This window comes from Bradyrhizobium sp. CCBAU 11430 (assembly GCF_028128855.1).
Classification (GTDB): Bacteria; Pseudomonadota; Alphaproteobacteria; order Rhizobiales; family Xanthobacteraceae; genus Bradyrhizobium; species Bradyrhizobium ottawaense.
Genome location: NZ_LBJV01000065.1, coordinates 78,244 through 98,422, shown reverse-complemented (window position 1 = coordinate 98,422; position 20,179 = coordinate 78,244). Strand labels below are relative to the sequence as shown.

Annotated in this window: 27 protein-coding genes and 1 tRNA gene; 18 read left to right on the top strand and 10 right to left on the bottom strand. The window is 63.5% G+C overall.

The features are described from left to right. Window positions 1–8: 8 nt before the first annotated feature. Both XI04_RS24560 and XI04_RS24555 read right to left on the bottom strand, forming a co-directional pair. On the bottom strand, window positions 9–647 hold the full coding sequence (locus XI04_RS24560; RefSeq protein ID WP_271609159.1) for a glutathione S-transferase family protein: 639 nt from the start codon (window positions 645–647) through the stop codon (window positions 9–11). Window positions 648–950: 303 nt separating this feature from the next. Then, a complete protein-coding gene (locus XI04_RS24555; protein WP_038970232.1) occupies window positions 951–1,403 on the bottom strand; it encodes a VOC family protein in 453 nt (150 codons plus the stop codon). 217 nt (window positions 1,404–1,620) lie between these two features. Here XI04_RS24555 and XI04_RS24550 point away from each other — a divergent pair, with 217 nt between their 5' ends. Both XI04_RS24550 and XI04_RS24545 read left to right on the top strand, forming a co-directional pair. Further along, entirely contained in the window at window positions 1,621–1,839 is a 219-nt protein-coding gene (locus XI04_RS24550) for a hypothetical protein (protein ID WP_271609160.1), read from the top strand. A 12-nt stretch (window positions 1,840–1,851) separates the two neighbouring features. After that, window positions 1,852–2,232 carry a hypothetical protein gene (locus XI04_RS24545; protein ID WP_095424190.1) on the top strand — a complete coding sequence of 127 codons (381 nt, stop codon included), beginning with the start codon at window positions 1,852–1,854 and terminating at the stop codon, window positions 2,230–2,232. 116 nt (window positions 2,233–2,348) lie between these two features. Here XI04_RS24545 and XI04_RS24540 read toward each other — a convergent pair whose 3' ends face one another. Both XI04_RS24540 and XI04_RS24535 read right to left on the bottom strand, forming a co-directional pair. Beyond that, a complete protein-coding gene (locus XI04_RS24540; protein ID WP_028144758.1) occupies window positions 2,349–2,651 on the bottom strand; it encodes a hypothetical protein in 303 nt (100 codons plus the stop codon). A gap of 112 nt (window positions 2,652–2,763) precedes the next feature. Beyond that, a complete protein-coding gene (locus tag XI04_RS24535) occupies window positions 2,764–3,255 on the bottom strand; it encodes a hypothetical protein (RefSeq protein WP_212476063.1) in 492 nt (163 codons plus the stop codon). Between the two features lie 359 nt (window positions 3,256–3,614). Here XI04_RS24535 and XI04_RS24530 point away from each other — a divergent pair, with 359 nt between their 5' ends. Further along, window positions 3,615–3,911 carry an HU family DNA-binding protein gene (locus tag XI04_RS24530; protein ID WP_007591377.1) on the top strand — a complete coding sequence of 99 codons (297 nt, stop codon included), beginning with the start codon at window positions 3,615–3,617 and terminating at the stop codon, window positions 3,909–3,911. Window positions 3,912–3,964: 53 nt separating this feature from the next. Here XI04_RS24530 and XI04_RS24525 read toward each other — a convergent pair whose 3' ends face one another. Beyond that, on the bottom strand, window positions 3,965–4,141 hold the full coding sequence (locus tag XI04_RS24525; RefSeq protein WP_157158356.1) for a hypothetical protein: 177 nt from the start codon (window positions 4,139–4,141) through the stop codon (window positions 3,965–3,967). 460 nt (window positions 4,142–4,601) lie between these two features. Here XI04_RS24525 and XI04_RS24520 point away from each other — a divergent pair, with 460 nt between their 5' ends. From XI04_RS24520 to XI04_RS24510, 3 genes are all read left to right on the top strand, one after another. Beyond that, window positions 4,602–4,739, top strand: coding sequence for a hypothetical protein (locus tag XI04_RS24520; protein WP_162832227.1), 138 nt, complete (start codon window positions 4,602–4,604; stop codon window positions 4,737–4,739). A gap of 563 nt (window positions 4,740–5,302) precedes the next feature. Next, a complete protein-coding gene (locus XI04_RS24515) occupies window positions 5,303–5,449 on the top strand; it encodes a hypothetical protein (RefSeq protein ID WP_162832226.1) in 147 nt (48 codons plus the stop codon). A 326-nt stretch (window positions 5,450–5,775) separates the two neighbouring features. Further along, window positions 5,776–5,973 (top strand): hypothetical protein, encoded by a 198-nt coding sequence (locus tag XI04_RS24510; protein ID WP_095424320.1) that lies wholly within the window; start codon window positions 5,776–5,778, stop codon window positions 5,971–5,973. 7 nt (window positions 5,974–5,980) lie between these two features. Here the strand turns inward: XI04_RS24510 and XI04_RS24505 are convergent, their stop codons facing one another. Then, a complete protein-coding gene (locus tag XI04_RS24505) occupies window positions 5,981–6,106 on the bottom strand; it encodes a hypothetical protein (protein ID WP_109866604.1) in 126 nt (41 codons plus the stop codon). Window positions 6,107–6,208: 102 nt separating this feature from the next. Next, a complete protein-coding gene (locus tag XI04_RS24500) occupies window positions 6,209–6,475 on the bottom strand; it encodes a hypothetical protein (RefSeq protein ID WP_244439101.1) in 267 nt (88 codons plus the stop codon). A gap of 245 nt (window positions 6,476–6,720) precedes the next feature. On the opposite strand from XI04_RS24500, the gene XI04_RS24495 reads away from it, so the two are divergent. Further along, window positions 6,721–7,011 (top strand): hypothetical protein, encoded by a 291-nt coding sequence (locus XI04_RS24495; RefSeq protein ID WP_028144754.1) that lies wholly within the window; start codon window positions 6,721–6,723, stop codon window positions 7,009–7,011. A gap of 68 nt (window positions 7,012–7,079) precedes the next feature. Here XI04_RS24495 and XI04_RS24490 read toward each other — a convergent pair whose 3' ends face one another. After that, the gene (locus XI04_RS24490; protein ID WP_162832225.1) at window positions 7,080–7,244 is read right to left on the bottom strand and encodes a hypothetical protein; all 165 of its coding nucleotides are present in this window, start codon (window positions 7,242–7,244) and stop codon (window positions 7,080–7,082) included. A 242-nt stretch (window positions 7,245–7,486) separates the two neighbouring features. Here XI04_RS24490 and XI04_RS24485 point away from each other — a divergent pair, with 242 nt between their 5' ends. From XI04_RS24485 to XI04_RS24465, 5 genes are all read left to right on the top strand, one after another. After that, window positions 7,487–8,248, top strand: a complete 762-nt coding sequence (locus XI04_RS24485) for an SIR2 family NAD-dependent protein deacylase (RefSeq protein ID WP_028144753.1) — start codon at window positions 7,487–7,489, stop codon at window positions 8,246–8,248. Between the two features lie 197 nt (window positions 8,249–8,445). Beyond that, entirely contained in the window at window positions 8,446–9,108 is a 663-nt protein-coding gene (locus XI04_RS24480) for a cold-shock protein (protein WP_026202878.1), read from the top strand. 169 nt (window positions 9,109–9,277) lie between these two features. After that, window positions 9,278–9,763 carry a DUF192 domain-containing protein gene (locus XI04_RS24475; RefSeq protein ID WP_028144752.1) on the top strand — a complete coding sequence of 162 codons (486 nt, stop codon included), beginning with the start codon at window positions 9,278–9,280 and terminating at the stop codon, window positions 9,761–9,763. Between the two features lie 141 nt (window positions 9,764–9,904). Then, a tRNA-Pro gene (locus tag XI04_RS24470) sits at window positions 9,905–9,981 on the top strand. A 752-nt stretch (window positions 9,982–10,733) separates the two neighbouring features. Next, window positions 10,734–10,928 (top strand): hypothetical protein, encoded by a 195-nt coding sequence (locus tag XI04_RS24465; RefSeq protein ID WP_028144751.1) that lies wholly within the window; start codon window positions 10,734–10,736, stop codon window positions 10,926–10,928. A 100-nt stretch (window positions 10,929–11,028) separates the two neighbouring features. Here the strand turns inward: XI04_RS24465 and XI04_RS24460 are convergent, their stop codons facing one another. Beyond that, entirely contained in the window at window positions 11,029–12,204 is a 1,176-nt protein-coding gene (locus XI04_RS24460; RefSeq protein ID WP_038946707.1) for an OpgC domain-containing protein, read from the bottom strand. Window positions 12,205–12,457: 253 nt separating this feature from the next. Here XI04_RS24460 and XI04_RS24455 point away from each other — a divergent pair, with 253 nt between their 5' ends. From XI04_RS24455 to XI04_RS24445, 3 genes are all read left to right on the top strand, one after another. Next, a complete protein-coding gene (locus XI04_RS24455) occupies window positions 12,458–12,763 on the top strand; it encodes an ETC complex I subunit (RefSeq protein ID WP_028144749.1) in 306 nt (101 codons plus the stop codon). Between the two features lie 274 nt (window positions 12,764–13,037). Then, window positions 13,038–13,529: an Lrp/AsnC family transcriptional regulator gene (locus tag XI04_RS24450; RefSeq protein WP_038946708.1), complete on the top strand. Its 492-nt coding sequence runs from the start codon at window positions 13,038–13,040 to the stop codon at window positions 13,527–13,529. 250 nt (window positions 13,530–13,779) lie between these two features. After that, on the top strand, window positions 13,780–14,076 hold the full coding sequence (locus tag XI04_RS24445; RefSeq protein ID WP_028144747.1) for a DUF3551 domain-containing protein: 297 nt from the start codon (window positions 13,780–13,782) through the stop codon (window positions 14,074–14,076). Window positions 14,077–14,219: 143 nt separating this feature from the next. On the opposite strand, the gene XI04_RS24440 is transcribed toward XI04_RS24445, so the two are convergent. Continuing rightward, entirely contained in the window at window positions 14,220–15,248 is a 1,029-nt protein-coding gene (locus XI04_RS24440) for an AraC family transcriptional regulator (protein ID WP_028144746.1), read from the bottom strand. 166 nt (window positions 15,249–15,414) lie between these two features. On the opposite strand from XI04_RS24440, the gene XI04_RS24435 reads away from it, so the two are divergent. The 3 genes from XI04_RS24435 to XI04_RS24425 are packed head-to-tail and all read left to right on the top strand — an operon-like array spanning window position 15,415 to window position 20,179. Then, window positions 15,415–16,542: an isovaleryl-CoA dehydrogenase gene (locus tag XI04_RS24435; protein WP_085967564.1), complete on the top strand. Its 1,128-nt coding sequence runs from the start codon at window positions 15,415–15,417 to the stop codon at window positions 16,540–16,542. 24 nt (window positions 16,543–16,566) lie between these two features. After that, window positions 16,567–18,171, top strand: coding sequence for a carboxyl transferase domain-containing protein (locus XI04_RS24430; protein ID WP_038946711.1), 1,605 nt, complete (start codon window positions 16,567–16,569; stop codon window positions 18,169–18,171). Between the two features lie 4 nt (window positions 18,172–18,175). Further along, window positions 18,176–20,179, top strand: a complete 2,004-nt coding sequence (locus tag XI04_RS24425) for an acetyl/propionyl/methylcrotonyl-CoA carboxylase subunit alpha (protein WP_271609161.1) — start codon at window positions 18,176–18,178, stop codon at window positions 20,177–20,179.

Sequence of the window (20,179 nt, the reverse complement as noted above, 5' to 3'; positions counted from 1 at the left end):
CTGCCGGCTCACGACATCGGCGGTGCGACATGCTGTGCAAATCCGGGCCGTTTGCCGAGCTCGGCGAGCCAGCGCGTCAGGTGCGGCTGTGCCGGCCGGGTGATGCCCTCGACGCCGAGCCATCGGCGGGCATAGGAGCCGAGCGCGATGTCCGCGAGCGTGAACGCATCGCCCTCGATGAAGCGGCGCGAGGAGAGCAGGCGGTCGGCGATCGCCCAGACCTCGGCGGCGGCATCGGCATCGCGCTGCACCTGGATCATGTCGCGCTCGGCGGGCGCCGTGCGCACGATGCCCCAGAACACCGGGCGGTCGACCGGCTGCACCGTCGACAGCGTCCAGTCGAGCCAGCGGTCGACCGATGCGCGGCTCTTCGGCGCCTCCGGGTAGATCGGCGTGCCGCTTCCATGCGCGAGGCAGAGATAGCGCATGATCGAGTTGGACTCCCACAGCACGAAGTCGCCCTCGGCCAGCGTCGGGATCCGCGCATTGGGGTTCATCGCGAGATAGTCGGCCTCGCGGGTCCGGCCGTAACTCATGCCGGCGTCGATACGCTCATAGGGCAAAGCGAGCTCAGTGAGGCACCACAGCACCTTCTGCACGTTGACCGAATTGGCGCGGCCCCAGATCGTCAGCTTGGTGTCAGGCATGGAGCGTCTCCCGCGGCGTTGTCGCTTGCCGCGGGTGATAGCGGAATTCGCCGTTCGGAGCGATGCGCGATTGCGGCGCGCCTCTCATGCAAAAAGCTCCGCCCGAGGCGGAGCTTTCGTTGCGAAACAAACCGGCAAGTTGAACCCGTCGCTCAGCGGCCGAAGAACAGCCACAACAGAATGATCACCGGGATCGGCACGCCAAGCATCCACAATAGAATTCCGCGTCCCATGATTTTCTCCTCCAATCGCATTGTCGGAGAGTGAACGCAGGCGGCGAGGGCTTGTTCCAGCGTCTCGAACCTACCAGTGGCCGGTGTTGGGCATCGACGCCCAGGGCTCCTGCGGCGGCTTCGGCTCGCCCTTCTGCAGCAGCTCGATCGAATGCAGGTCCGGCGAACGGACGAAGGCCATGTTGCCGTCGCGCGGCGGACGGTTGATGGTGACGCCGGCCTTCATCAGCTGTGCGCAGGTGGCGTAGATGTCGTCGACCTCATAGGCGAGATGGCCGAAGAAGCGATCCTCGCCATACTTCTCCTCGTCCCAATTCCAGGTGAGCTCGACCAGCGGCGCGCCGCGCGACTGCGGTTGCGCCTTCAGCGCCTCGAGATCGTCCGCCGAGCACAAGAACACCAGCGTGAACCGCCCCTTGTCGTTCTCGATCCGCCGCACCTCCTTCAACCCGAAAGCATCAACATAGAATTTCAGCGCGACATCGAGATTGCGCACGCGCAGCATGGTGTGGAGGTATCGCATGGTTGTTGCTCCCTGGAACGGGTGGGGTTTTGCTTTGGGCCGGGACGGCGGGGACAGGAGATAGCAGGAAACGGGCAGGAGGGGCAGGGGGCGGGCGCGCCAGGGGAAGCGGCTGGTGGAAACAGACCAGCCAAGCGTGGACCGAATCCGCAGAGCCTGCGGGTGAGCAGGCCAGCACTGTCACCATAATCTTGCTCATGCTGAGGGGCGACGGCTGATGAATTTGATCCACCGTCACCGAACCCCAACGCCGGCGGCGCGACCAATTGCTATGCTTCATGCCCTGCTTAGCGCGATCGTGGATATTCTCCTGTCTGCCGCATGGAGCGCGATCGTCAGGTTCTTCGGCCTGGAAAACGCCGTCGAGATCGCGACGGCCGTCTTCGGTCTTGTCTGCATCGCGATCGGCTCTGTGGTCTTGTTGTTTGGGCACTAACGGGGGAGCGTCGTGAAGACGATCACACTGCTTGCGGTGGCGGCCGTGGTGCTGCTGGAGGTCTTCGGCCCGACGTCGAGCGTCGGCGGCTCGATGAGCTTCATGCTGGTGCTTGCCCTCGTCGTGCTGGCTGTCGCGATTTACGAGGCCTGGTCGAACGGACGCGGCGCAATCGGCTGGGTCGTCAACATCGTCGCCGCCGCCTTTGGCGGCCTGCTTGGGGTTGCGCTCATCGGAATGGGCATGGACGCGATGCTGCCGTACCTTCAGCTCGAAGGTTCGCTCGCGTCCTCGCAAAATCCGGTGAAGTATGTCGTGGTCACACTCGTTGCGATCGTCATCGTGCTGGGATCATGGATCCCGCTCCAGATCGTCAACCGGCTTCGCGACTAGCCGAAGCATGGGGGGTGTCAGTTGCGGGGCGAGGCGGCCGAACTGCTCGGCCCGCAGGGTTCGCCCGGCGATGCAGAGCATCGCCCGGCAATGGCCGCTGGAGCCGCCGCCTTCGATCAGGCCGCAATGCGTTGTTCGACCGGGGCCGTCAGCAGCTTGAGCGCCTGGGCGTGTTGCAGGTCGGGGACCGCGATCGCCGTGTGGCTGTAGATCGCATGGCTGCGTGATGTTGCAATCCTGTCCAGGATCTCTTTGCCCTTGATGACGTGAAGGCCCATGCCCTCGTCAGTGGGGAAGATTGCCAGCACCACGTCATAGGCCGCGATGACGGCCCTGAGTGCTTCGGCCTTGTCCTCGGCGACGTCGACGAAAACACGAACATCAGCCGCGAGTTCACGCAGCTCGTCAAAATCCAGCACTGTGGGGTTACTCCAACGCAACGAGACTGAATGGAGCTTGGCGGCGTTGGGTTACTGAAGTGTCAACAAGGCGTGCCGAGCCACAAGTTTCACGACGAGGTGACTTCACGCTCTAGCGCTTTGCTTCGTCCTTGCGAAGCCGGGCCTCCGCGGCCTCGTCCACGAGGTTCAAGGCGAGGCCGTCATAACTCAGCTTGAGCCCGCGGCCGACGATCCATGTCCATCCCTCCCGGTCCTTGATGGCCTGCGCGTTGAACTGGTCGGAGATCGATTTGACGGCGGCGTCCTGTGCCCCCGGATTGTTCAACTCCGCCTTGACGCGCCAGATCGGGTGCCTGGCGTCGGCCTCCTCGCTGTCGACCGTGACCTTGGCGCCGTTGATGTCGCATTCGAAGGTGTAGGAGTCGCGGCTCCGGCGGCAGAGATAGCGGCGTTGACTGACGAGCTTGCTGGTCTCGTCGAATGTCATCCCGGGCGAGAAGCCGAAGATGTCAGACTTCTTCACGAGGGCGAGGGACGCAGGCTTCAGGAAGCTCGGCTGGATCGCGACGAGGGCTGCGACGGCCACAACGATCAAACCTGCGATGACGATAGCGACCTTCATGAGCACCCCACGAGAAACCTTCAGACCATTATAGGCAGCCGGGCCGTTCTACCATGCCCCCAAAAGCGAAAACCCCGCCTGGGGGAAGCGGGGCTTTCTGGTGGGGTGAAGCTTGGGGATTTCTTTGGGGACTTCAATGATATGACGCGCCAGCCGCAAAATGGTTCAAACGGAAAACGGAAGGTCCTGCGGCATCTTCACAGGAAGTAGGGAACCCCGCAGAACCCCTGCTTGCGTTTTCGGCCTCGATGGGTTCTAAGCCCCGTCACTTCATGACCACTGGCATGAAATCAGCGCGCCCCCGCGCTTCAGGCCGCGTCCCCAGCAGAGTTGCTCGCGCCCACAAAAGGAATTCAGACATGGCGAAGATGACGAAGACTCAATTGATTGATGCAATTGCCGAGGGCACGCAGCTTTCGAAGAACGACGTGAAGTCGGTGATCGAGTACATGGCGACGGTTGGTTACAAGGAGCTCAACGAGTCCGGCGAGTTCGTCATTCCCGGTTTCGTGAAGATGTCGGTCGTGAACAAGCCGGCGACCGAAGCCCGCATGGGCGTCAATCCCTTCACCAAGGAGCCGATGCAGTTCGCGGCCAAGCCGGCGAGCAAGTCGGTCAAGGCCTCGCCGCTGAAGGTGGCCAAGGACTCCGTCTAAGGACTCCGTCTAAGGCGCTGGCGATGTCGTTGCGGCGGGCGATGCTGCAACGATCAATGGCTGAAGACAAGGTGATGCTCGGCGACGGCGATGCCGAACGTCACCACGACGATCAGGACGAACCACAGAGCGCGCCGGTCGGTTCGTCCCGGCGCGCTCTGCGGTTTCCCGCAAGCCGGACAGACCGAAAGGCCGATCGGGATCTCGGTCTCACAGAACTCGCAGATCATCGGCGCCTCGATCGTGAAGGGCGCGGGGCATCGGCTCTGGGGCCGAACGCGGAAACGCGGGATGCCGCCTCATTCGGCCGGTCAATGCGAATGTTGGAAGATTCGTTCCCGTTACGACCCGCTGCACCTGGGCAGGCAGCCGTTGCCCTCAAAGAAAAACCCCGCGCTTTCGCACGGGGCTCTTCTGGCTGACGGCATTGGGATTTCAGCGCCTGGCCGCCAGCCGTATTTCTAACTTAAAGTTGAAAACCCAAAAAGCAACAGCGCCGCGATGACGGAATATGTTCGTTCACCGCAGCGCTGCCATATGACTGGGCGCTGAAATCCCCAGCTTCCATGGGTCCTGGCGGCGTTGAAAAGGTTCAACGCGACATGCCGGAAATCGCGCGCGAGGGACTGGACTTTTTGTTCTCATTTTGTTCTAGTGAGCCGCCTTAAGGACCGCTTGGGAGGTGGACTCATGACCGTCGAAAAACAGCGCGAAGTGATCAGGCTCTGGAACGAGCTCAGGAAGCTCGAGGGCCCGGCCGCGGAAGAGCTCCGCATCCAGATCCTGGAATGCTTCTCGGAAAAGGAAAAAGTGAAGCGGGCGGCTTGATCTGTTCTGGCGGACGCCGACGACACCAGGGGACCCGGCAAGCGCCGTCTGGTCTGACGGCTCGCGCTTGATCGGCGGCTTGCGCAGGGGCGACGAGGCGACCAACTTGAAGTTCGTCTCGGCGGGTGTGGTTGCCGGCGCGAGCATTCGCCGCTGATGCTTCAGGAACGAACATGTGCCGTCAGCGTTCGGCCTGCATGACATGCCCGCGATGCGCCAAGCCGATGATGGCGACGTCCGCCAACAGCTTTCGATGCGAACCTTGCCGCGAGATCGTCATCGTGTTTGCGGTCGTCTCGAAATTCCTGCCGCCGAAGATTGTGCCGACGGCGAGTCACGCCGCTGAAGAGGTTGCGTCGCGCGCTTTCATCGATCGTTAGGAATCGCTTCGCACTGATTTTTCCGACTCCGATTCGTTCCTTGAGAACGAAATGGAGTCGGATGCAGAACATGTTGCGCCTGCCGCGCGCGATGCGGCCACACACATCAAGACGAGACAACGTGATGCTTCGCACAGTCCCGCCCGCGCCTCCTCCGTAAGGAGTGAGGCGAGGGAGAGCGACATGAATGCGTGCTGGTTTCTCGCCGAGATCGCGAAAGTGTTCTGGTACGATCGACACCCACGCTTGCGCAACGGCAAGCCGTCGGTGCCGCAAGTGCCGCCGCCGGGATCGAAATCTCCCGAGGCCTCGTCTCCCGATGCGACGTGAGCCGATCGTCGTGCCTGCGCGCACGTTTTGTTAAGAGTTGCTCCGCGCCGATTTCTTCAATTCCGATTCGTTCTTCGAGAACGAAATGGTGTCGAAGCTGGAACAAAGCCGGTCGCCAGGCTGCGGTCGCTTCGGCTTCCTGCGATATGGCAAGCGGCTCGCTGGAAATCGCAGGCGCTCCGCAAACTCCTAACGATCATTTGCGCGGAAGCCGATAACCCTATTCGGTTAGGTTAAAAGCCCAATCGCGTTGCGCTTGTCGCTCGTTGCGGTAGGTGTCTGGCAAGGACAAGCAAGAAACGACCTTTGCCAAGAAGCATTTTATCATGACACCTTTTTCAGAGCCGTCCTTTTACCAAGGCGACCGACAGACCTACCGGCGCGTCGCCATCGTCGGCGCGCTGTTCTGTCTCGCTTTCCTGGTGATCAGCTTCTCGCTGCGGCCGCAGCTCGAGGACACGCGCGTCGCGGTCAAGGCCGACCGGCTGGTGCGCACGGCGGGCCAGGCGGCGCACGCCAATTAAAGAGGCGCTAGCGATCGTCGCTGTACATGCGATCGTCTGCCGGCAACTGCGGGCTCGCGGTGCCGCGCGAGGCGAGCGCCACGAAACCGGCATAGCCGGACAAATTGAGCAAAACTTCGAGCCACGCGGGCATGTCGGGCCTCTTCCGCTCTCTGCGTGAAGGGGGATTCAACGTCCGCGCGCATTTCTGGTTCCGTGCTCTTGCCAAGAAATGCGGAAGAAATTCGAAGGAAACTCAAAGCGGAGAAGAGGGGTCGAGCCGGCGGCCGAGGGTCGCGACGGATTCGCTCGACGGCTGCTCTTTCAGGAACTCGGCGATCGCCCGCGCCAGCTCGCCGTCGCTCATCGGCGTCGGCGGGGGGTGCAGCGTCCCGACACCGAAGCTGCGAACGATCTCATCGTAGTGCTGATCGTCGGATCTGGGAACCAGCCTGCGGATTCGGGCCAGCAAAGCGGATAACGGCAAACTCTCCTCCTCGGTCGTTCGCCCCGCTGGCAGCAATCGTGGTCTGCTGCCATCTGCTCCCGTGAAACTGAAAACCCCGCCAGCATCGCGGAGATGCTGACGGGGCTTCGTGCTGTCGCCTCGACCCGGATGGCGGAGGCTCCCGCACTTGAGGAGGCAATCCCCGGCCGGCGATTTCGTTCCGGCTGGGTCGACCTTTTTTGCTGTGGCCGGTTCCGCGCCCTGCGCGCAACCATCGCAGGCGCTCGTCGTTATCTCCGCGAGACGCGAAGGAGGAGAGCATGAAAAAAACACTGGCAGTTCTGGCCACCGTCGCAGCCGTTGGCGTGACCGCGGTTGCGGCCCCTGCGCCTGCCGAGGCGCGCGGGCGCGGCATTGGCCCGGGCCTCGCATTCGGCCTCGCCGCCGGCGCGATCACCGCGGGTGCGGTCGCAGCGTCCCATCCGTACGGCTATTACGGCCCCCGCTACGGCTATTACGACGGCCCCGACTATTATTACGGGCCGGGCTCCTACGCCTATTACGGCGGCGGACCGTACTACCGGCACCACCGCCACTGGCGCCACTGGTAGTCTCTTTCAAGCGAAAAGCCCGGAGCGATGCTCCGGGCTTTTTTCACGTGCATTGATCGGGACGTGAATTACGGCCAGAGCGAGGGCCGTTCGACCTTGCGGGCGTTCTCCAGGGTCGACACGAAATACTCTTCGCGCTCGCGCTTGAATTTTTCCTGCGTGGCACGGAAGGCGGCGACACGGGCGGCGATTTCGTCGCGCTCACGAGCTTTGCGTTCTTCGTCTTCGGTCATGACCATCCCCTCGGGTTTACTTAACTCAACTCAAGCGCTGCCGCCGCATCATCTTGAGTCGCATTGACCCATCCATTGGGGCTCCTGAATGGGGCGTCAATGGGGAGGAGGCATTGCAGGATTGTGATATGCGAAGGTCGGAAAAAATTGCCGAGCATCTCGCGTTAGCGCTTGATAAGAGCGTCAACAATCTTGCCGCTTGTGCATGATGCTTGTCAGGCGAAACGAATCGGAGGCCGCGATTGATTGCATCGGATCTTCAGAGCGGCGTTGAACGGCTCGGCGACATGATCGCCGAGGCAAGGGTCATCGTGCCGTTCACCGGCGCCGGCATCTCGACCGAATGCGGCATTCCCGACTTCCGCTCGCCGGGCGGAATTTGGACGCGCAACCGTCCGATCCCGTTCGACGAATTCGTCGCGAGCCAGTCAGCGCGGGACGAGTCCTGGCGCCGCCGTTTTGCGATGGAGGAGGTCTTCGCGGCGGCAAAACCCGGCCGCGGCCATCGGGCGCTGGCCTCGCTCTACCGCGCCGGCAAGGTTCCCGCCATCATCACCCAGAACATCGACAATCTGCACCAGGCCTCCGGCTTCGCCGGCGAGCACGTGATTGAACTTCACGGCAATACCACTTATGCGCGTTGTATCGGATGCGGGCAGGCCTATCCGCTCGACTGGGTGAAGCGTCGCTTCGACGGCGACGGCCTCGCGCCAAACTGCACCGCGTGCGGTGAGCCGGTGAAAACCGCCACGATCTCCTTCGGCCAGATGATGCCCGATGATGAAATGCAGCGCGCGACCGCATTGTCGCAGGCCTGCGACCTCTTCATCGCGATCGGTTCCTCGCTCGTGGTGTGGCCCGCGGCGGGCTTTCCGATGATGGCGAAGAACGCCGGTGCACGTCTGGTGATCATCAACCGCGAGCCGACCGAGCAGGACGACATTGCCGATCTCGTCATCCACCACGACATCGGCGAAGCACTCGGGCCCTTTGTCGGCAATTGAGGCATCAATTTGATTCGCGGCTGTGCAAGCTGTTCATAGGTTCCGGCGAATCTCTTTTTTATCTATGCCTCGCAACCGGGAGTGTTATCTTTTGAGTCGAAAGATTCGCGTCGCGTCCAGTTGAGAAGGTTCTCGAAAGACGCGTGATTCGATACCGCTGCTGAGGCGGGTCGCATGACAGTGTGGGGTCCGGGGTTATGGGGTCGTCGGACGGATTTGAGTCCAAGAAGCTCGGGGTTCCCGGGCAGGGGGCATCGCCCGGGCGGATCACGCCGGGCGAGCACGGCAGTGCCGGTCGCGAGAGCGGGCTCAGTCCGTTCAGCGGGCTCGGCGAGACCAGCGCCAATCTCGTTGAAGTCCACGGCGTCATCAAATGGTTCGACGCCTCCAAGGGCTATGGCTTCATCGTTCCCGACAATGGTTGGCCGGACGTGCTCCTACACGTTACCGTGCTTAGGCGCGACGGCTTCCAGACCGCCTATGAAGGCGCCCGCATCGTCGTCGAGTGCATCCAGCGCGCCAAGGGTTACCAGGCGTTCCGCGTGGTTTCGATGGACGAGTCGACCGCGATCCATCCGGCGCAGATGCTGCCGCCGCGCACCCATGTCACGGTCACCGCGACCAGCGGGCTGGAACGGGCCCAGGTCAAATGGTTCAACCGGCTGCGCGGCTTCGGCTTCCTGACCTGCGGCGAGGGCACGCCCGACATCTTCGTGCACATGGAGACGCTGCGCCGCTTCGGCATGACCGAGCTCAGGCCCGGCCAGTATGTCCTGGTCCGCTTCGGGCCCGGCTCCAAGGGCATGATGGCGGCCGAGATCCATCCCGAGACCGGATCGCCGGGATTGCAGTCGCACTAAGCGCGAGGAGACTCGCGCTCTGGCGTCCAAGTCCCTGCAAGCTTTCAAATCCCCCAAGCTTTATTTCCCGCAATCGTGAGCAGGGCCGCGTCGGCAGACCGGTGCGCCTCTGGCTTTTCCGGCGACCGCCGCGTAAGGACTGGTCCAGTCCCACGCCTCGAGTGCCCCCATGAATCCTGATCGAAAGGCTGTCTGGTCCGCCCTGAAGGGCTGGCTTGCCGCCATCCTCGTCATCGCCGGCTGTGCTGTTGCCGGCGCGCCCGCCGGCGCCGCCAGCTTCCAGCCGCTCGAGATCGTCACCAAGAACGGCGTGCAGGTGTTCTCGGTGGAAGTGGCGACGACCGAGGAGGAGAAGCAGACCGGCCTGATGTACCGCAAGGAGCTGGCGGACGGCAAAGGCATGCTGTTCGACTTCAACCCCGAGCAGGAGGTGTCGATGTGGATGAAGAACACCTATGTCTCGCTCGACATGATCTTCATCCGCGCCGACGGCCGCATCCTGCGCATCGCCGAGAATACCGAGCCGATGTCGACCAAGATCATCTCGTCCCGGGGGCCCGCCCGGGCCGTGCTGGAGGTGGTGGCGGGAACAGCGCAGAAATACGGCATCCGCCCCGGCGACCGCGTCGGCCATCCGCTGTTCGGCAGCAAATAGGCGGGCGGGCGAGCGCCTGCCGGACCCTGGAAGCTTGCCGGCGCTTTGGAAGCCTTGCTGGCGCTTTGGAAGCCTTGCCGGCGCTTTGGAAGCCTTGCTGGCGCCTTGGGAAGCGTGTATCGACGGGGCTCGCCGGACATTCGGGGTATAGCGCAGCCTGGTAGCGCGGCAGTTTTGGGTACTGCAGGTCGTTGGTTCGAATCCAGCTGCCCCGACCAGTCCCGAGGGTGAATCTCCTGGACTTTTTCCATCCGACCTCCGACGTGATCTGACAGGCGGCGTTTCCGCGACTTCGGCGCGATGTTTCAAGCGGTTGCGGCGCGCTGACCGGGACAGAATTTCCGACGCAGCATCGAACCTTTCGCTGTCGCCACAGACATATGTGTATTGGGGATTTCAGCGCCCAATGTCTAAACGGACGCCGCCAAGCGATGATATTCCGCTTGAGCGGCGTTGCGCTTTTCGGCTGCCGCCTTTTCGGATCCGGCCAATCAGCTCGAGGCGTACCAGCCGAGCGGAAACGGCAGCAGCGGCCATATCCCGTGGTTGTCGTTGGCGGCTTTCGTCGGTTCTTGCGCCGGCGTCCTTGCGATTGGCGCAGGAGGTGTCGATCGCAGCGCCAGGCGCAGACGTTCACACTGCAAATTCATTGTGGTCGCCCTGACGAGATTCTCGAAATTTCAATTCACAAAATTGGACGTCAGCTCAATCAAATCGCCACGCGCCCAAGATGGCGCGGTCATTCTCAAATCGTGCGCGTATTGTAGATAAGTCGGCGCCGGCTTTCAACCGATCTCGGCCCCAGGCCGGGAGAAGTAAGGTTGACCGGTTAGGTTAAGGATGAGCGGTTGTTGCGGCCGCTTCGGCGATCGTTATCAGATCGATTCCGGCTCGCGATGGGCTGCCTGCAATTCGTGCTCACACAAGGTCACGGTTCGTCGCAGCGCGCGTATCCTGTGAGTTCTGCGTCATGTCTTTCGATCGCAACTTCAAAACCGTCGGTCCGCAATCGAGCTGGAGCGAGATCTGGCACCTCTGGACCGTGATCGTGCCCCGCCGCTCGATCAACGGGCAACTCGTGGTCGGCAAGGTCTGGCGCCGCCATGACGGCCGCGACTGGATCTACAAGAAATTCACCGAGTTCGACGGCGAAGAAGCCGCATGAGGCGCGACGAACCATCGTCGCGCCTTGGGCCATTGCTGAGGCCATCGATCTTGGCCCATGGCGGCTGAAGGCCGCGCTTCAACCGCCAGGCGTTGCCGGATCAGGCCGCCTTCGCCGCGGCTGCCGCCGGCTTGGGTGGCGGTGGCTTCAGCGGCTTGTCCTGCTTCTTCGACCACGAGATGTAATAGGCCACCGTCGTCATGATCGCGATGCCAGCGACGCTGACGAAGATCTGTGCGAGCAGCGAGCCCGAGCTCATCGACAGCTCGAAATGGCCGACGAACGACAGGAACACGCCGACGCAGAACACGGCGAGCGACTGCTGGCCGCAGACGATCAGGGGATCGAACACCTTCCATTCCAGTCCCGGCCATTCCTTCGGCACGAAGCGGATCACCAGGATCACGATCACGACGAAGTGGAGGAAGCGGTAGGGCGCAAGGTTGGTCTTGTCGTTGGGATTGAAGGCCGAGAACAGCCATTCCGGGAACATGCCGCCGAACGCGGGGAAGCGGCCGGCCATGGTCATGACCAGCGCGAACAAGAGATAGGCGAGACAGAGATAGAGTGTGATCGGCGCGTTGATCAGCGTCATCGAGCGCCGCGCGCCGCCCATCGCGCACCAGGCGCCGAACACGAACAGCACCTGCCAGCAATACGGGTTGAAGTACCACTGGCCGGCCGGATAGGCATTCAGATTCCAGCCGAAGTGACGCGCCGCCAGCCACAGCACGATCGCCAGCACCATCGTCAAATCGGGCTTGCGCAGCATGAACCACAGCACCGGCGGGAACAGGCCCATCAGCACGATGTAGAGCGGCAGCACGTCGAGATTGAGCGGCTTGAAGCGCAGAAACAGGCCCTGGCGTAGCGTCTCGGTGGCGTTGTCGACGAGGCCGGCGACGTTGAACTCGTTGATCATCTCGCTATCGCCGAAGCGCAGCGCCAGATAGCTGATCGAGGCGATATAGATCACGAACAGGATGATGTGGGCGACGTAGAGCTGCCAGACCCGCTTGGTCAGCCGGGTGGCGCCGACCAGGAAGCCACGCTCCAGCATCATCCGCGCATAGACGAACGAGGCGGTATAGCCGGAAATGAACACGAACAGGTCGGCGGCGTCGGAAAAGCCGTAATTGCGCGTCGTGACCCAGTTCACGACGTTGTCGGGGATGTGGTCGAGGAAGATCGCCCAGTTGGCGACCCCGCGAAACAGGTCGAGCCTGAGGTCACGGCCTTTTTCAGGGAGCGTGGCGTTGATGTTCAGGAAGGCCATGCGACGGAAGCTCTCGGAGGGGCGGTTACGCTGATGTCGGCGAAGCAGTGCCGCCGGGCGGGACCCCAGCGCGAACGGCGGGTACGCAATTGTCACGGTGCAGCATAATGACTATACCGTCGGAGAAGGTTGCCCGGGGCCGGAATCACCGATCAGTTCCCAATCGGTGTCTGTATACTATCCCTGAGGTTTCCACCAACTGCTACCGTGACGCATCGAAATCGAACGAAAAGACGAAGAGGCCGGACCGCCAATGACCGCACGCATTTTCAAGCCCGCCAAGAACGCGATGCAATCCGGCCGGTCCAAGACGAAGGAATGGCAGCTCGACTACGAGCCGGAGCAGCCCCGCTCGGTCGAGCCGCTGATGGGCTGGACCTCGTCGGGCGACATGAAGCAGCAGATCACGCTGCGCTTCCACAGCAAGGAAGAGGCGATCGCCTATTGTGAGCGCAAGGGCATCGCGTACCAGGTGATCGAGCCGCAGGATTCGATCCGCCGCCCGGCCGCCTATGCCGATAATTTCTCCTTCCGCCGCGGCGAGCCTTGGACGCATTGAGGGGCGGCTGCTGCGACGTTAATCGACGTGATGTACTCGTCATGCCGGGCCCGTCCCGCCTGCGCGGCCGAAGCCGCTTCGGCGAGGCGAAGGCCCGGGCATCGACGTTTTGGGCGCGTGAACGAACATGCGTGGCCGGGACAGGCCGCCATGACGGTGGGGGAGGCATTCCTCCCGAACGCGATGGCGTCGCGCCCCGGGTTCGGACCCTTGGCACCAATTCCGCCGCGTGCTTCGCTGCCCCGCATGACACGACCATGACGAGGGTACGGCTATGGCCGGGCGTGACCAGCTCGACGGCGTCGATCTAAAAATACTGTCCGAGCTGCAGCAGGACGGGCGTATCCGCAACAACGAGCTGGCGCTGCGCGTCGGCGTATCCGCGCCGAACTGCCTGCGGCGGCTAAAATCGCTGTTCAGCCGTGGCGTGATCCGGGCGGTGCGCGCGGTCATCGACGAGCGGCGGCTCGGCTATGAGGTGGTCTCGTTCGTCTCGATCCAGCTCGGCAGCCAGGCCCAGCCGGTGCTGGAGGCGTTCGAGAGCTCGATCGCCGCGATCCCGCGCATCCAGCAGTGCTGGCGGATCTCGGGCGACACCGACTATCTCCTGAGATGCGTGGCGCCGAGCGTCGAGAGCATGCGCCAGCAGCTGCTGCATTTCGCGGCGATGCCTGACGTGAAGAACGTTCGGAGCTTCCCCGTGCTGGGTGTCGCGAAGGATGTGCCACTGCCGTTGCAGAACGTCGCGGCGGCATCTGCGGGCTAGCGGCAGGCCACGCCCGAGGGCAGCCTGCACTGCACTTGCATCAATTGCGAAAGAGTTGGAGGCGATCGCCCTGGTGGCACTATAATGCTTATCAACTCACCTAATTGAGAAATGTGATTATCACATCCCAGCAATGCGCTGAGCCGTGATTGATGGTTCCCGTGGTTGGCCTACATGCGAGGTGTGAGCCTCAGCGCGCGTTGCGAGTCGAGGGCTCGCATGTGGGACTTCTTAAGCAGGAAAAGACATCATGACCTCGGTTTCGAAGACGTTCGCAGTTTCCGCCGCGACGCTGTTTGCGTCCGCGTTTCTGGTGCTGACGGCACCGACTGCGAAAGCGGAAGATTATTGCATCACGAACGGTGCCCAGGCCGCTCACGGCTGCGGCTATCCGACGATGGAAGCCTGCCGCGCCGCTGCCGGCGGTATCGGTGGAACGTGCGCGCAGAGCGGTGCGAAGAGCGCGACCGACTCTCTCGCCTATCAGCCGAAGCATTCGCAGTCGCGCAGCAAGCTTCGGAGCGGCGCGCAGACCAACTCGAATTGATCAGAGATAGGACTGGTGGTTTCGACCTTTACGGCCTTCGGGAGTGATCCCGGGGGCCGCAAACGTCTGAGGAGTACGGCGCCTCAGGGTGCTCGCCCTCTCGGCACGCACGGAAGACCGCGACGTGCTTTCCGGATGATGTCTTAGCGATACCGCCCGCGAAACTCGCGGGGACTGGCGCCGCTCCAGTTGCGGAAGGCGCGCGAAAAACTCTTCTCGTTGCGGAAGCCGGCGATCTCCGCGATGCGTTTGATCGGCGTGCGGCCTCGCATCAGCTCCTGTTTTGCCAGTTCGAATTTTGCCTCTTCCTTGAGGTCGCGCAACGAGGTGGCCTCCTCGCGCAGGCGCCGATGCATGGTGCGAGTGGAGAGCGCAAGCTCGCTTGCGACATCCTCGGCACCGAGACTGCGTCCGCGCGCATTGCGGAGCACGCGGCGGACACGCTCGACCAGCAGCCGGTCGCGTCGATAGGGCAGCACGGTCAACCGCAGCGCGCCCTTGAGCATGTTGTCGAGATCGGCCGGACTGCGCGTCAGCGGCAGCGATAGATAATGCTTGTCGAAGACGATCCGAGCGCAGTCCGCGTCGAAGCGGACGCTTTTGCAGAAGATGGTCGGGTAGACCGAAACGTGTCCCGGCTCAGGATAAGGGAATTCCGCCGCGCGTAGCGCAATCGCGGAATCGACCGCCCAGCAGGAGAAGCCGAGGGCGTAGCGGAGCAGAGTGACGAGGCAGAATTCGCGCAAGGGCCCGAGGTCGCGCAGTTCCCGGATCGAGACGACCGCGGTCTCCTCACTGAGCTCGAGATCGAGCAGCACGTCCTCGGTGAGCAGACGATGATGCCGGCACCAGCGCTTGAGCGCGACCTCCAGCGTCGGCGCCGTGATCGAGGCGCGGCACAGCATGCCGTAGGTACCGAAGGGCAGGCGGCGCGAGAACCAGCCGAGCGCCTCGTCGTCGAGCTCCCGCATGGCATGGCCCGCCAACGCCTCGAACTGGGCGGCGGTGATCCGCCCACCCGGAGAATTGACAAGGTCTGGCGCTACCTGTCCCCGCTGCAGCGCTTCGGCCGGATCCCGTCCGTATCGCGCATAGGCGGCAACCACGCCCCGCACGAAGGCGGTGGGGGTCACGGCGCGGCGCGAGGTCGCGGTGGCGGCTTGAAAAGGCATTGCGAACCTTTGGGAATTCCTCTCGAAAATCCTCGCCAAGTTTGGCGGAAAATGCAACCTTTTCGACCGCAAGAGGGCTTCGATCCGGCTAGGTTCGAAGGTCAAATACGGAGGAATCGCCTTGAACATCCCGAGCATCGACTTCGAACTGGGCGAAGACGTCGGCATGCTGCGCGACACGCTTCGCGCCTTCGTGGAGGCGGAGATCACCCCGCGCGCGGCCGACATCGAGAAGGCCAATCTATTCCCCGCAGACCTCTGGAAGCGCTTCGGCGACCTTGGCCTGCTCGGCATGACCGCGCCGGAGCAATATGGCGGCTCGAACATGGGCTATCTCGCCCACATCGTCGCCATGGAGGAGATTTCGCGCGGCTCCGCTGCCGTGGGGCTGTCCTACGGCGCCCATTCCAACCTCTGCGTCAACCAGATCCGGCGCAACGGCAATGACGCGCAGCGCCAGCGCTATTTGCCGAAGCTGATCTCCGGCGACTATGTCGGCGCGCTCGCCATGTCCGAGCCGGGCGCCGGCTCCGACGTCGTCTCGATGAAGTTGCGCGCCGACAAGCGCGGCGACCGCTACGTCCTCAACGGCTCGAAGATGTGGATCACCAATGGCGGCGACGCTGACGTGCTCGTCGTCTACGCCAAGACCGATCCGGCGGCCGGCCCGCGTGGCATGACCGCTTTCCTGATCGAGAAGGGCTTCAAGGGTTTTACCCACGGCCAGCATCTCGACAAGCTCGGCATGCGCGGCTCCAACACCTATCCCTTATTCTTCGACGAGTGCGAGGTGCCGGAGGAGAACGTGCTCGGCAAGGTGGGCGAGGGCGTCAAGGTGCTGATGTCCGGCCTCGACTATGAGCGCACGGTGCTGTCGGGCGGTCCGCTCGGGATCATGGCGGCCTGCATGGACGCGGTCGTGCCCTACATGCACGAGCGCAAGCAGTTCGGCCAGCCGATCGGCGATTTCCAGCTGATGCAGGGCAAGCTCGCCGACATGTATGCGACGTGGCAGGCCACTCGCGCCTATGTCTATGCGGTGGGACGCGCTTGCGACCGCGCCGACCACGCCCGCAGCTTGCGCAAGGATGCGGCGGCGGCGATCCTCTATTCCGCGGAGAAGGCAACGTGGATGGCCGGCGAGGCGATCCAGGCGCTTGGCGGCGTCGGCTACACCAGCGAATTCCCCGTGGGGCGTCTCTGGCGCGACGCCAAGCTCTACGAGATCGGCGCGGGGACGTCCGAAGTTCGCCGCATGCTGATCGGCCGCGAACTGATGTCCGAGACGGCTTAAAACCTTCACCTCATTGGAATCAACATGCCGCTCCATTCCAGCATCGATCCATCTTCATCAGACTTTTCGCGCAATGCAGAAGCCATGCGCACGCTTGTCGCCGACTTGCGCGAAAAGCTCGCCCAAGTCGCTGGCGGTGGCGGCGAGGCCTCGCGCAACCGCCACACCTCGCGCGGCAAGATGCTGGCACGCGAGCGCGTCGACCTGCTGGTCGATCCCGGCACCTCGTTTCTGGAGCTGTCGCCGCTCGCGGCCTATGGCCTCTATGGCGGCGACGTGCATTCGGCGAGCGTCGTGACGGGGGTGGGTCGTATTTCGGGGCGCGAATGCATGATCGTCGCCAACGACGCCACCATCAAGGGCGGCACTTACTACCCCATGACGGTGAAGAAGCATCTGCGCGCGCAGGACGTGGCGCGGCAGAACAATCTGCCCTGCGTCTACATGGTCGATTCCGGCGGCGCCTTCCTGCCGCTGCAGGACGAGATCTTCCCGGACGAGCGGCATTTCGGCCGCATCTTCTATAACCAGGCGCAGATGTCGTCCCAGGGCATTCCGCAGATCGCCATCGTGATGGGCTCCTGCACCGCCGGCGGTGCCTATGTCCCCGCGATGTCGGACGAGAGCATCATCGTGCGCAATCAAGGCACCATCTTTCTCGGCGGCCCGCCGCTGGTGAAGGCCGCGACCGGCGAGGTCGTCAGCGCCGAGGAGCTCGGCGGCGCCGACGTGCATTCGCGCCAGTCGGGCGTCACGGACCACTATGCCCAGAACGATGCCCATGCGATCGGCATCGCGCGGCGCATCGTCGGCACGCTGAAGCCGTCGGTGCGGCCGAACCTCAACATGCACAAGCCGCGCGATCCGCTGTTCGCGGCCGAGGAGATCTACGGCGTGGTGCCGGTCGACGGCAGAAAGCCGTTCGACGTGCGCGACATCATCGCCCGCGTCGTGGATGGCTCCGAGTTCGACGAGTTCAAGAAGCTCTACGGCACGACGCTGGTCTGCGGCTTCGCCCATATCTGGGGCTATCCGGTCGGCATCATCGCCAACAACGGCATTCTCTTCAGTGAGAGTTCACTGAAGGGCGCCCATTTCATCGAGCTGTGCTGCCAGCGCGGCATTCCCCTGGTATTCCTGCAGAACATCACCGGCTTCATGGTCGGCAAGAAATACGAGGCCGGCGGCATCGCGCGCGACGGCGCCAAGCTCGTGACCGCGGTTGCGACTGCCTCGGTGCCAAAGTTCACCGTCGTGATCGGCGGCTCCTATGGCGCCGGCAATTACGGCATGTGCGGCCGCGCCTACTCGCCGCGCTTCCTCTGGATGTGGCCGAACGCGCGCATCTCGGTGATGGGCGGCGAGCAGGCCTCGATGGTGCTGAGCCAGGTCCGGCGCGACAATATCGAGGCCAAGGGCGATAGCTGGTCGAAGGAAGAGGAAGACAAATTCCGCGAGCCCATCCGCGCACAATACGAGAGCCAGGGACACCCGTACTACGCGACCGCGCGGCTGTGGGACGACGGCGTGATCGACCCCGCTGACACGCGCCTCGTGCTCGGCCTTGGCCTCTCGGCGGCGTCGAATGCGCCGATCGAGCCGACGAAATTCGGCCTGTTCAGGATGTGATGCGATGGACCACTCAAAGCTCTACCGTCGTTTTCGCACGCTCCTGATCGCCAACCGCGGCGAGATCGCCTGCCGCGTCATCCGCACCGCGCGTGCCATGGGGCTGCGCACGGTCGCGGTCTATTCCGAGGCCGACCGCGACGCGATGCATGTCGCGCTCGCCGACGAGGCCGTGCTGCTCGGGCCGGCGCGGGCCCGCGACAGCTATCTCAATGTCGAGCGGCTGATCGAGGCCGCGCGCAAGACCGGCGCCGAGGCCGTGCATCCCGGCTACGGCTTCCTGTCGGAGAATGCCGAATTCGCACGGGCCTGCTTCGATGCAGGGCTGGTGTTCGTCGGTCCGACCGCCGGGATGATGACGGCGATGGGCTCGAAGTCCGGCTCGAAAGAGCTGATGGAGAAGGCCGGCGTGCCGCTGGTGCCCGGCTATCACGGCGAAGCCCAGGACGAGGCGACGCTTTCGAAGGCGGCCGACAAGATCGGCTTTCCCATCCTGGTGAAGGCGTCCGCCGGCGGCGGCGGCCGCGGCATGCGCATCGTGCGCTCGGCCGACGAGCTTGCGCCTGCGATCGTCAGCGCCAAGCGCGAGGCCAAGGCCGCGTTCGGCGACGATCGCATGCTGATCGAAAAGTATGTCGATAATCCCCGGCATATCGAAGTGCAGATCATCGGCGACAGCCATGGCAATCTGCTGTCGCTGTTCGAGCGCGAATGCACGCTGCAGCGCCGCCACCAGAAGGTGATCGAGGAGGCGCCGTCGCCGACGCTCAATCCCGCCCAGCGCGAGGCAGTCTGTGCCGCCGCGCGAAAGGCGGCCGGAGCGGTGAACTATGTCGGTGCCGGCACCATCGAGTTCGTCTCCGACGGCAAGGACGTGTTCTTCATCGAGATGAACACGCGCCTGCAGGTCGAGCATCCCGTGACCGAGCTGATCACCGGGATCGACCTCGTCGAATGGCAGCTGCGCGTTGCCTTCGGCGAGGCGCTGCCGCTGAAGCAGGACGACATCAAGCTCAACGGCCACGCCGTCGAGGCGCGCGTCTACGCGGAGAATCCGACCAAGAACTTCATGCCGTCGGTCGGGCGGATCTCGACCTGGCGGCTGCCCGCCGAGACCGGTGGCCTACGCATCGACGCCGGCTACCGCGAGGGCGATAGCGTCTCGCCTTACTATGACGCCATGCTCGCAAAAATGATCGCATGGGCGCCGACGCGGGATGTCGCGATCGAACGGCTGAACCGCGGGTTGGAAGAGTCCGATGTCCGCGGCATCGTCAGCAACATCCCGTTCCTGTCGGCGCTGATGACGCATCCGAAGGTGCGGACGAATGCGATCGATACCGGCTTCATCGAGCGTGAGCTGGCGGTGCTGACACAGGCCGCGCCGGCGCCGGGTGAGCTCGAACTGTGCGCCGCAGTGGCCGCTATCATCAGCGACGAGCAGCGGGCCGCCCAAGCGGAGGCGAATTCGCCCTGGCAAACCTTTGGCTGGCAGCCGGTCGGCCGCCGGCAGCGCAGCTTTGCCTTTCGCGTCGGTCACGGCCCCGAGCAGAAGATCGTGCTGAACTACGGCAGCGGCCCGTCCACGCTTGTCATCGGCGAACGCGAATTGGCGTTCGCGATCACGCCACGCGACGGCGGCTTCGACCTGACGCTTGACGGCGTCAAATCCTCGGTCGCCGCAGTCATCGCCGGCCATGAGCTTTACTTGCGCACGCGCAACGGCCGCTTCGACCTGCATTGGGTCGATCCGTTCGGCGGTGAGACCGAAGAGCAGACCGGCGAGGACAAGATCGCAGCGCCGCTGCCGGGCACCGTCGTCGCCGTGCTGGCCGAGGAGGGGGCCAAGCTCGAGAAGGGGGCGCCGATCCTGACGCTGGAAGTGATGAAGATGGAGCAGACGCTGCGCGCGCCCTATGCCGGCGTCTTGAAGTCCATCAAGTGCAAGGTCGGCGACATCGTGCAGGAGGGCGTCGAACTCGCGGTGGTCGATCCTGCGGGAGAGTGA

What these genes read in the sequence shown, in the direction of transcription:
- XI04_RS24480 (WP_026202878.1), top strand. Translation starts at nt 8,446, where the DNA reads ATGGGGTCGTCGGACGGATTTGAGTCCAAGAAGCTCGGGGTTCCCGGG.
- XI04_RS24505 (WP_109866604.1), bottom strand. Translation starts at nt 6,106, where the DNA reads ATGCCCGCGTGGCTCGAAGTTTTGCTCAATTTGTCCGGCTATGCCGGT.
- XI04_RS24530 (WP_007591377.1), top strand. Translation starts at nt 3,615, where the DNA reads ATGGCGAAGATGACGAAGACTCAATTGATTGATGCAATTGCCGAGGGC.
- XI04_RS24490 (WP_162832225.1), bottom strand. Translation starts at nt 7,244, where the DNA reads ATGACCGAAGACGAAGAACGCAAAGCTCGTGAGCGCGACGAAATCGCC.
- XI04_RS24495 (WP_028144754.1), top strand. Translation starts at nt 6,721, where the DNA reads ATGAAAAAAACACTGGCAGTTCTGGCCACCGTCGCAGCCGTTGGCGTG.
- XI04_RS24475 (WP_028144752.1), top strand. Translation starts at nt 9,278, where the DNA reads ATGAATCCTGATCGAAAGGCTGTCTGGTCCGCCCTGAAGGGCTGGCTT.
- XI04_RS24535 (WP_212476063.1), bottom strand. Translation starts at nt 3,255, where the DNA reads ATGAAGGTCGCTATCGTCATCGCAGGTTTGATCGTTGTGGCCGTCGCA.
- XI04_RS24525 (WP_157158356.1), bottom strand. Translation starts at nt 4,141, where the DNA reads ATGATCTGCGAGTTCTGTGAGACCGAGATCCCGATCGGCCTTTCGGTC.
- XI04_RS24445 (WP_028144747.1), top strand. Translation starts at nt 13,780, where the DNA reads ATGACCTCGGTTTCGAAGACGTTCGCAGTTTCCGCCGCGACGCTGTTT.
- XI04_RS24515 (WP_162832226.1), top strand. Translation starts at nt 5,303, where the DNA reads ATGAATGCGTGCTGGTTTCTCGCCGAGATCGCGAAAGTGTTCTGGTAC.
- XI04_RS24455 (WP_028144749.1), top strand. Translation starts at nt 12,458, where the DNA reads ATGACCGCACGCATTTTCAAGCCCGCCAAGAACGCGATGCAATCCGGC.
- XI04_RS24460 (WP_038946707.1), bottom strand. Translation starts at nt 12,204, where the DNA reads ATGGCCTTCCTGAACATCAACGCCACGCTCCCTGAAAAAGGCCGTGAC.
- XI04_RS24425 (WP_271609161.1), top strand. Translation starts at nt 18,176, where the DNA reads ATGGACCACTCAAAGCTCTACCGTCGTTTTCGCACGCTCCTGATCGCC.
- XI04_RS24520 (WP_162832227.1), top strand. Translation starts at nt 4,602, where the DNA reads ATGACCGTCGAAAAACAGCGCGAAGTGATCAGGCTCTGGAACGAGCTC.
- XI04_RS24440 (WP_028144746.1), bottom strand. Translation starts at nt 15,248, where the DNA reads ATGCCTTTTCAAGCCGCCACCGCGACCTCGCGCCGCGCCGTGACCCCC.
- XI04_RS24555 (WP_038970232.1), bottom strand. Translation starts at nt 1,403, where the DNA reads ATGCGATACCTCCACACCATGCTGCGCGTGCGCAATCTCGATGTCGCG.
- XI04_RS24450 (WP_038946708.1), top strand. Translation starts at nt 13,038, where the DNA reads ATGGCCGGGCGTGACCAGCTCGACGGCGTCGATCTAAAAATACTGTCC.
- XI04_RS24435 (WP_085967564.1), top strand. Translation starts at nt 15,415, where the DNA reads ATGCTGCGCGACACGCTTCGCGCCTTCGTGGAGGCGGAGATCACCCCG.
- XI04_RS24510 (WP_095424320.1), top strand. Translation starts at nt 5,776, where the DNA reads ATGACACCTTTTTCAGAGCCGTCCTTTTACCAAGGCGACCGACAGACC.
- XI04_RS24550 (WP_271609160.1), top strand. Translation starts at nt 1,621, where the DNA reads ATGAATTTGATCCACCGTCACCGAACCCCAACGCCGGCGGCGCGACCA.
- XI04_RS24465 (WP_028144751.1), top strand. Translation starts at nt 10,734, where the DNA reads ATGTCTTTCGATCGCAACTTCAAAACCGTCGGTCCGCAATCGAGCTGG.
- XI04_RS24430 (WP_038946711.1), top strand. Translation starts at nt 16,567, where the DNA reads ATGCCGCTCCATTCCAGCATCGATCCATCTTCATCAGACTTTTCGCGC.
- XI04_RS24560 (WP_271609159.1), bottom strand. Translation starts at nt 647, where the DNA reads ATGCCTGACACCAAGCTGACGATCTGGGGCCGCGCCAATTCGGTCAAC.